This is a genomic window from Yoonia sp., assembly GCF_046292185.1.
In the GTDB taxonomy this organism is placed as follows: domain Bacteria; phylum Pseudomonadota; class Alphaproteobacteria; order Rhodobacterales; family Rhodobacteraceae; genus Yoonia.
This window is the reverse complement of record NZ_JBKBQY010000130.1, coordinates 1-6,548: the sequence shown is the minus strand read 5'-3', so window position 1 is coordinate 6,548 and position 6,548 is coordinate 1. Positions and strand designations below refer to the sequence as shown.

7 protein-coding genes are annotated in these 6,548 nt (G+C 59.1%); 4 read left to right on the top strand and 3 right to left on the bottom strand.

What is annotated here, in order from left to right; genetic code table 11:
- Positions 1 to 213 precede the first annotated feature (213 nt).
- Together ACK4TM_RS16470 and ACK4TM_RS16465 are read right to left on the bottom strand one after the other, a co-directional pair.
- Entirely contained in the window at positions 214 to 1,254 is a 1,041-nt protein-coding gene (locus ACK4TM_RS16470; RefSeq protein WP_409703338.1) for an aldo/keto reductase, read from the bottom strand.
- Positions 1,255 to 1,264: 10 nt separating this feature from the next.
- Positions 1,265 to 1,738: a hypothetical protein gene (locus ACK4TM_RS16465; RefSeq protein ID WP_409703335.1), complete on the bottom strand. Its 474-nt coding sequence runs from the start codon at positions 1,736 to 1,738 to the stop codon at positions 1,265 to 1,267.
- 154 nt (positions 1,739 to 1,892) lie between these two features.
- On the opposite strand from ACK4TM_RS16465, the gene metG reads away from it, so the two are divergent.
- Positions 1,893 to 3,605, top strand: a complete 1,713-nt coding sequence (metG, locus tag ACK4TM_RS16460; protein ID WP_409703332.1) for a methionine--tRNA ligase — start codon at positions 1,893 to 1,895, stop codon at positions 3,603 to 3,605.
- Entirely contained in the window at positions 3,602 to 4,306 is a 705-nt protein-coding gene (locus ACK4TM_RS16455) for an acylneuraminate cytidylyltransferase family protein (protein WP_409703329.1), read from the top strand. Before metG ends, ACK4TM_RS16455 begins: the two co-directional genes overlap by 4 nt.
- Before the next feature lie 13 nt (positions 4,307 to 4,319).
- Here ACK4TM_RS16455 and ACK4TM_RS16450 read toward each other — a convergent pair whose 3' ends face one another.
- A complete protein-coding gene (locus ACK4TM_RS16450) occupies positions 4,320 to 5,027 on the bottom strand; it encodes a tyrosine-protein phosphatase (protein ID WP_409703326.1) in 708 nt (235 codons plus the stop codon).
- A 128-nt stretch (positions 5,028 to 5,155) separates the two neighbouring features.
- Between ACK4TM_RS16450 and ACK4TM_RS16445 the strand changes: the two genes are divergently transcribed.
- A complete protein-coding gene (locus ACK4TM_RS16445) occupies positions 5,156 to 6,187 on the top strand; it encodes an N-acetylneuraminate synthase family protein (RefSeq protein ID WP_409703323.1) in 1,032 nt (343 codons plus the stop codon).
- A partial coding sequence (locus ACK4TM_RS16440; RefSeq protein ID WP_409703321.1) for a glycosyltransferase family 25 protein occupies positions 6,180 to 6,548 on the top strand: 369 nt, incomplete at its 3' end. The genes ACK4TM_RS16445 and ACK4TM_RS16440, both read left to right, overlap by 8 nt.

Genomic DNA, 6,548 nt, shown 5'->3' with positions numbered 1-6,548 from the left:
TATCGGCAAGGATGTATCGCGATACACCTCAAACAGCCCGCCACGCGGCTCGCCCGGCTGCACGCTACACCCCGCCAGCAAAACCGCCATCATCAGAAATTTGCGCATGCGCCCCCCCCCAAAACCTTCCTCGCGGGGAAGATTCCTCGCTTTGTTCGCAATACGCCCGCGTGGCGCGCATCCGGTCCCATAAGGGACCGGAACGATACCCATTCAATAAGGCATCGGGTTGGCTTTATGCGCGGCATCGATCTCTGCAATCAGATCATCCGTCAACACAACATCGCGCCCCGCCAGCAGATGCGCCAGTTGATCCACATTGGTTGCGCCGAAAATCGCCGAGATAAGAAAAGGTCGCGTCGCCTGCCAGGCCATCGCCATATGCACCGGATCAATCCCATGATCGCGCGCCAGATCCAGATAGACCTGCGTGACAGGCAAGGTGCGCGGCGTCATCCGCCCGCCCAGACTGCCGTTGATCGACAACCGGCTGCCCGCAGGCACGTCGTCCTGATATTTACCGGTCAGCAATCCGCAGGCCAAGGGCGAGAATGACAGCAGGGTCACATCCTCGTTCACCGCCATTTCGGCCATATCTGTGTCGTAAAGCCTGCACATCAGCGAATATTCATTCTGGACCGACGCCATGCGCGGCAGACCCAGAGCCTCGGCCTGATCGATCCATTTGGTCATGCCCCAGGCGCTTTCGTTGGACATGCCAATGGCGCGGATCTTGCCCGCCTTGACGCAATCGTCCAAGGCTTCCAGCACATCGCGCATATGATCCATGGTCTGCTGGCGGTCCTGCCCCGACGGATCAAACGTCCAGTTCTGGCGGAACATATAGGACCCGCGTTCGGGCCAATGCATCTGATACAGGTCGATCACATCGGTCTGCAGCCGCCGCAAGGATGCATCCACAGTCTGGCGGATCACATCACCATCATAGCCACGCCCATCACGGACCCAGCCGGGGTTATTGCCGGACACTTTGGTGGCGATCACGACCTCTGACCGGCGCCCGGTCTTGGCGATCCATTCGCCGATGATCGTCTCCGACAGGCCAACGGTTTCGGCGCTGATCGGATTGACCGGATACATTTCCGCCGTATCCAAAAAATTGATCCCCGCATCCAGCGCCATATCGATCTGTTGATAGGCATCCGCACGGTCGGTCTGATTGCCATAGGTCATGGTGCCAAGGCACCAGTCAGTGACCATGATGTCACTGCGGCCCAGTTTTAACTTTTGCATTTTAACTATCTCAGAACCGGTAAACCAGACCCACACGGGTGGTGGTGGTATTTTCGGTATCCCCAGAGGAGACGAAACTGCGGATCAATTCGCCGCGAAACGCCAGATTACCCTCCAGATCGAATTCACCGCCCAGACCAAGGCTGGCCGCGTTATCGGTCGTGTTGCTGTAAACGAACTGATCAAGCCCTGCCGCGCCAAAGGCGGTCAGCGTGCCGAAATTATACCGCGCCACACCCCGCAAACGGCGGGTATCATATTCACTGCCGGTCCCGATAGCGAGGCCATATTCCGCCTCTGCCCCGAAGGATAGCTGGTACCCCGGCTGCACGACGCCCACCAGCACCGTCGCCAAAAGCGACGCATCCCCGGCATGGGGCAGCGAATAATCGCCAAAGACGGCGCCATAAGCTTCCAGCGCTTGGGACGGGGTGGCAAATGTCAGGGCAGTCAGAGCGGCGGCAATAACGTTAAACGGCTTCATCGGATGACCTTATGATTGGAAAGGGAGATTTATGATTGGAAAGGGAGATTTCCATCATGTCTAAGCCGCTAATCCCGCTGGTGCAACCGATCACAACATCTGGCATCTGCCGCGTGACCTCGCTAGACAAGCGCAAAAGCTAAAGGACATGATTATGGCCCGCCATCTGATCACCTCTGCCATTCCCTATATCAACGGGATCAAGCATCTGGGCAACCTTGTCGGCAGCCAATTGCCCGCCGACCTTTACGCCCGCTATCTGCGGCAGCGCGGGCATGAGGTGCTGTTTCTCTGTGCAACAGACGAACACGGCACCCCCGCCGAACTCGCCGCCGCCAAAGCGGGCAAGCCGGTCGCCGAATATTGCGCCGAAATGCATGATGTGCAGGCGCGGATCGCCGACGGTTTCGGGCTGTCCTTCGACCATTTCGGACGGTCGTCCAGCCCACAGAACCACAAGCTGACGCAAGCCTTTGCCGGGCGGCTGGCCGAAATGGGGCTGATCCGTGAAGTGACCGAAGATCAGGTTTATTCCGTCACCGATGGCCGTTTCCTGCCGGATCGCTATATCGAAGGCACCTGCCCCAATTGCGGGTTTGAATCCGCGCGCGGCGATCAATGTGACAATTGCACCAAGCAGTTGGACCCGACCGACCTGATCAACCCGCGTTCGACGATTTCCGGCGCGACCGATCTGGAGGTCCGCACCACCAAGCATCTGTATCTGCGGCAATCCGAACTGAAGGGCGCATTGGCCGATTGGATCGACAGCAAAAAGGATTGGCCGATCCTGACGACATCCATCGCGAAAAAATGGCTCAATGACGGCGACGGTTTGCAGGATCGCGGCATCACCCGTGATCTGGATTGGGGTATCCCCGTCAAACGCGGTGATCAGGACTGGCCCGGCATGGAAGGCAAGGTCTTTTACGTCTGGTTCGACGCGCCCATCGAATATATCGCCTGCGCGCAGGAATGGCAGGATGCGGGCAAAGGAAAAGATTGGGAACGCTGGTGGCGCACAGACAATGGTGCCGATGACGTGCGTTACACCCAGTTCATGGGCAAGGATAACGTGCCGTTCCACACCCTGTCCTTCCCCGCGACGATCATGGGCACGCAGGAACCGTGGAAGCTGGTGGATTACATCAAATCCTTCAACTACCTCAATTATGATGGCGGGCAGTTCAGCACCTCGCGCGGGCGCGGCGTGTTCATGGATCAGGCGCTGGAATTGTTGCCGTCCGATTACTGGCGCTGGTGGTTGCTGTCCCACGCCCCCGAAACATCGGATGCCGAATTCACATGGGACGCGTTCCAGCAGGATGTGAACAAGGACCTCGCCGATGTTTTGGGAAATTTCGTCAGCCGGATCACCAAATTCTGCCGCTCAAAATTCAGCGAAGCCGTGCCAGATGGCGGCACCCAAGGCGCGCCGGAGGAGGCTTTGATCGCCGCCCTGACCCAGCGTCTGACCGCCTATAAGGCGCATATGGACGCGATCGAGGTCAGAAAAGCGGCAGCGGAATTGCGCGGTATCTGGGTGTTGGGCAATGAATACCTGCAAGCCAATGCGCCATGGACCACGATCAAGACCGACCCGGACAAGGCCGCAATGCAGGTCCGCCTTGGCCTGAACCTGATCCGCATCTATGCGATACTCTCCGCCCCCTTCATCCCCGACGCCAGCAAGGCGCTGATCGCGGCGATGCAGACCGATGATACGGCTTGGCCGAATGATATCGCGCAGGCGCTGAGCGCCCTGCCTGCGGGCCATGAATTTACCGTGCCGGAAAACCTGTTCCGCAAAATCACGGACGACGAACGCGCGGAATGGGCTGACCGTTTCGCCGGTCTGCGCACATGATCATCGGCCATATCGGGGCGCGGGCGGGGTCAAAGGGCGTGCCTGGCAAGAATTTCCGCGATCTGCACGGCAAGCCGCTGATTGACTGGTCACTGGACCAGTTGTTCGCCAATGCCCGCGTCGATCATGTCGTTGTCTCCACCGACAGCCCCGAGATTTACGCCCATGCTGTCAAGCGCGGCGCGCTTGATATCGGGCTGCGGCCTGCGGAACTGGCGACGGACACGGCGGCGAAATGGCATGTCTGGCAACATGCGCTGGGTGAGGTGGAAAAACAGACCGGGCCAGCCACCGCGTTCCTCGACCTTGACTGCACCTCGCCCCTGCGGCTGCCGCAGGATATTGATGCGGGGCTGGATTTATTCGCCGCTGAACAACCCGATATGGTCATGTCCTGCGTCGAAAGCCGCAAGAACCCCTATTTCAATATTCTGGAAACCGACGCGACCGGCGCGCTGCATGTGTCCAAACCGCTGCCGGGTGGCGTCGTCGCGCGGCAGCAGGCCCCACAGGTCTATGACCATGTCGGTCTGGTCTATGTCGTCCGCCCCGATTTCCTGCGCACAGCCAAGGGCCTGTTCGCAGGCCGCGTCATCCCGCTGATCCTGCCGGTGGAACGGGGTCTGGATGTGGACAGCCCTTTTGACTGGGACGTGATCGATTTTCTGATGGGTCAGCAGATCGCGCAAGGGCTGCGTTAGGGCGGCTGCGCGACTAACGCCATCCTTGCCAGAACCACAGTGCCGCCTGCTTTTCAGCAAAGCTCTGGGTCAGCGCGTTGCGGTCGTATTCATCCCTGATCCAGTCATCGATCGTGATCGGCGATTGCGCTGCACGGGCGGCATAGACATCCAGAAAATGATCCAGAATGCCGGTGCTGGTGCGCCGGATATGGACATATCGGAATGATAATTGCCGCCGCGCCGTCGCGATATCGGCCCCTTCATAGATCATCAGATAGATCGCAGCCGCCAGCCCGGTGCGGTCGGCACCGGATTTGCAATGCATCAGGAACGGCTTTTCCATCGTCTCGAACGCCGCCAGCAGTTCCAGCAATTCGCGGCGATCCGGCGCGCGCCGTGCCGCCATCTGGACATTCACCAGCGTCAGACCCAGTTGTTCACAGCTTTCCACCTCGAACAGGTGATGCGGCTGTCTGGCTTGCCCGCGCAGGTTCAGCACTGTCTTGATGCCCATATCGGCATAGGTTTGGAACCGTATGTGATTGGGATGGTTGGAGCGGAACACACCGGGGGCGACCAAGGCAAAATTATGCCAACGCCGCCGCAAAACACCGTGATCAAGCCAGTCCAGATGCCATTGCGACCGCCGCCGTTCTGCCGGATCACTGATGTCATGACCAAAAGAATTGCGGAACGCCTGTTCCTTCTTCTCAAGCATCTGCTGCAATTTGCGAAACATCTGGGGCCTTGGTCACACGGGTTGCAGGTGACTTGGGCCATCTGCGCGATCATTGCAACCCCGGTGCCGAATTGCCCTGTCTTTTGAAACAGCCTACAAGGCCTGTGAAACCATTGCCGGAGCAGAATATGGATATCGCAGGCCGCAAGATCGGACCAGAGCACCCGCCCCTCGTGATTGCCGAAATCGGCATCAACCATGGCGGCGATCTGGCTGTCGCCAAGGAAATGGTGCGATTGGCCGCAGGTGCCGGTTGCGAGATGGTCAAGCATCAGACCCATATCATCGCCGATGAAATGACCGAGGAAGCCAAGCAGATCTTCCCGCCCAATGCAGATGTCTCGATCTGGGAGGTGATGGAGGCCTGTGCCCTGTCGCTGGACGAAGAGGCAGAGTTGAAACGCTATACCGAAAGCCTCGGCATGATCTGGATTTCCACGCCGTTTTCGCGCGCGGCGGCGGATTTTCTGCACGACCTTGACGTGCCCGCCTTCAAGATCGGGTCGGGCGAGGCAGATAACCTGCCGCTGATCCGCCATATCGCGCGGATGGGCAAACCGGTGATCATGTCGACAGGGATGCAGAGCATCGACAGCATCCGCGCCTCTGTCGCCATTCTGGACGCGGCGGGGATCAAATATGCGCTGCTGGAATGCACCAATCTTTATCCATCCCCACCCGAAATCGTGTCCCTGCAGGGTGTCACCGATCTGAAAAATGCCTTTCCCAAGGCAGTCATCGGCTTTTCGGACCATTCCATCGGGCCGGAAATGGCACTGGCTTCGGTCGCCCTTGGCGCGTCGATCCTCGAACGCCATTACACCGACAGCCGCTATCGCAAGGGGCCGGATATCATCAATTCGATGGACCCGGCGGAACTGCGGTTTCTGATCGACCGGTCGCGTGAAATCCACATCGCCCTGCACAACCCCAAACAGCGCACGGCGGCGGAAGAGGATGTGTATCGTTTCGCCCGTGCCTCTGTCGTCGCCGACCGCGACCTGCCTGCGGGCCATCTGATCACCGAGGATGATATCTGGGCGCGCCGCCCCGGTTCGGGCGAGATTGCGGGCTATGATTTCGACAAGGTGCTGGGCCGCACTACAACCCGCGCCCTGCCCCGCAACACGCAACTGACATGGGCCGATCTGGATGGCTGAACTGACCCGCGCCGATCTGGGCATCTGGCTGATTAATCTGGACCGCGATACTGACAGATTGGCCGCGATGCAGCGGCAATTGGATGCGATGGGTCTGGATTACACCCGCTTTCCGGCGATCTATGGCAAGGATAGGGCGGAAGAGCTGGCGCAAAGGGTCGATGCGCAGGCTTATGCACGCAATATGGGGCAGGAAATATCCCCCGGTCATATGGGTTGCTACGCCAGCCATGTGGCAGTCTGGGACTTGTTGGCAGGCTCGCCCCATCGGGTCGCTCTGATCCTTGAAGACGATGTCGTGTTTCACGACGATTTTCTGGAGAGCCTTGATCTGGCGCTGGCGGGGGCCGCACATTGGGAC